Consider the following 2077-nt stretch of genomic DNA (forward strand, 5'->3'; position numbering starts at 1 on the left):
GGCCGCGACCGGCGGCGCCAGGTCCGCGGGCCCGAACAGCTCCTCCACCGTCATGCCGAGCGCCTGGGCGAGGGCGAACGCGACGCGCAGCGAGGGATCGGAGTGGCCCGCCTCCACGGCCGACACCGCCTGCCGGCTCACGCCCGCCATCCCGGCCAGCTGCTGCTGGGAGAACCCGCGGGCCTGCCGCGCCAGCCGCAGCCGGGGGCCGGCCGTCCCAGTCGTCTCCGTCACCCGCGCTCCTCGGCTTTCGTCGCCACCCCTGTCCACCGAAGGCTAACGGGCCGGCCGACGTCCGCATACCTGCGCTTTCCGTGAGCGCCTATGATCCGGAAAATATGGACAGCCAGATGATTCAGGTGCACACCGGCAGCCGCGAGACCGTGCAGGACATCACCGGCGAGTGCGCCGAGTTCGCCAGGTCCGCGTCGGGCGGCGGCGACGGGCTGCTGCACGTCTTCGTGCCGCACGCCACGGCGGGGGTCGCGCTGATCGAGCTGGGCTCCGGCAGCGACAGCGACCTGCTCGCGGCGCTGGCGGACCTGCTTCCCGCGGACGACCGCTGGCGGCACGCGCACGGGTCGCGCGGGCACGGCAGGTCGCACGTGCTCCCGGCGTTCGTGGCGCCGTACGCCACGGTCCCTGTGCTCGGCGGCCGCCTCGCGCTCGGGACGTGGCAGTCGATCGCGCTCGTGGACGTGAACACGGACAATCCGGACAGGCGGGTCAGGCTGTCGTTCCTGGCCGGCTGAAGGGGAGTGGCGCGGCAGCCGTTTGTCGTTACCGTTTCAATAACTGACCGCCGACCTGGTGGTCACGACGGCTCGGATACGGATACCGTAGGAGTCCCCCGATCAGGATTTATGTTCGCCAACCCGCTGCTCCGCGGTCGGGTGCCGCGGCAGGCCGCCTGTTGATCCCGATGATGAGGTGATGACGACTATGGCCCGCATCGTTGTCATTGGCGACTTGATGACGGATACGGTCGCGCACGCCACGCTGCCGCTCGCCCGCGGCAGCGACACGCCCGCCAAGGTCACTACCCACGGTGGCGGCTCGGGCGCGAACACCGCCGCGTGGCTGGCTGCCGACGGTGCGGACGTGGCGTTCGTCGGGCGGCGCGGCGCGGACATCGCCGGCCGCAACCGGGACATGGAGCTGATGGGCTACGGCGTCGACGCGCGGCTGGTGATGGACCCCGAACGGCCGACTGGGACCTGTGTGGTCATGGTGACCCACAAGGGCGAGCGGACGATGCTTTCCGACCCGGGCGCCAACGCGGCGCTCGCTCCCGACGACCTGCCGCACGACCTGTTCGTGCCCGGCGCGCACCTGCACGTGTCCGGGTACACGCTGCTTTCCGAGGGGTCGCGGGCCGCGGCCCTGGCCGCGCTGGACTTCTCCCGCCGGGCCGGCATGTCGGCATCGGTCGACGGGGCCTCGGCCGCGCCGCTGGAGCGGGCGGGCGCCGAGCCGTTCCTCGAGCTGTCGAGCAACGCCGTGCTGCTGTTCGTGAACGCCGCGCAGGCCAAGGTGCTGACCGGCCGGGACGACGCCGAGCAGGCCGCCCGGGTGCTCACCGCGTGGTATCCGCAGGTCGTCATCAAGCTGGGCGCGGACGGCGCGCTGTTCTACGCCAACGGCCGTCCGCCGGTGCGGGTGCCGGCGCCGCCGGTCGAGCGGGTCATCGACGGCACCGGCGCGGGCGACGCGTTCGTCGCCGGGTTCCTCCCTGCGTGGCTGGACAAGAAGCCGCCGACCGAGGCCCTCGGCAGCGGCTGCCGGCTCGCCGCGCACGCGCTTAACCTGATCGGCGCTCGTCCTGTCTTGTAGCCATCAGCCATGACGGGCTTCCTCGGGGAGTTGTTCTCGCTCAGCGGGCGGGTAGCCGTTGTCACCGGCGGCAGTTCGGGGATCGGCGAGGCGATGGCGTCGGCCCTGGCGCTGGCCGGCGCGAAGGTGGTGCTGGTGGCCAGGGACCCGACCCGGCTGTCGGCCACCTCGCGGTCGCTGTGCGAAGCGGGCTGCTCGGCGGCGTGGGTCAGCGCGGACCTGGCCGACCGGGCCGAGGTCCGGC

4 protein-coding genes are annotated in these 2077 nt (G+C 72.7%); 3 read left to right on the top strand and 1 reads right to left on the bottom strand.

The window, feature by feature from the left end:
* A partial coding sequence (locus tag WA805_RS15435) for a helix-turn-helix transcriptional regulator (RefSeq protein WP_425242664.1) occupies nt 1-234 on the bottom strand: 234 nt, incomplete at its 3' end.
* 104 nt (nt 235-338) lie between these two features.
* Here WA805_RS15435 and WA805_RS15440 point away from each other — a divergent pair.
* The 3 genes from WA805_RS15440 to WA805_RS15450 form a co-directional block, all read left to right on the top strand.
* Nucleotides 339-752, top strand: coding sequence for a YjbQ family protein (locus WA805_RS15440; protein WP_422289255.1), 414 nt, complete (start codon nt 339-341; stop codon nt 750-752).
* A 190-nt stretch (nt 753-942) separates the two neighbouring features.
* A complete protein-coding gene (locus WA805_RS15445) occupies nt 943-1833 on the top strand; it encodes a carbohydrate kinase family protein (protein ID WP_422280292.1) in 891 nt (296 codons plus the stop codon).
* A gap of 9 nt (nt 1834-1842) precedes the next feature.
* On the top strand, nt 1843-2077 hold a 235-nt coding region (locus WA805_RS15450; protein WP_425242665.1), incomplete at its 3' end, for an SDR family NAD(P)-dependent oxidoreductase.

It is taken from the genome of Trebonia sp., assembly GCF_049794275.1.
In the GTDB taxonomy this organism is placed as follows: Bacteria; Actinomycetota; Actinomycetes; order Streptosporangiales; family Streptosporangiaceae; genus Trebonia.

Coding starts and splice junctions, on each gene's coding strand:
- WA805_RS15440 (WP_422289255.1), top strand. CDS start 339: ATGGACAGCCAGATGATTCAGGTGCACACCGGCAGCCGCGAGACCGTG.
- WA805_RS15445 (WP_422280292.1), top strand. CDS start 943: ATGGCCCGCATCGTTGTCATTGGCGACTTGATGACGGATACGGTCGCG.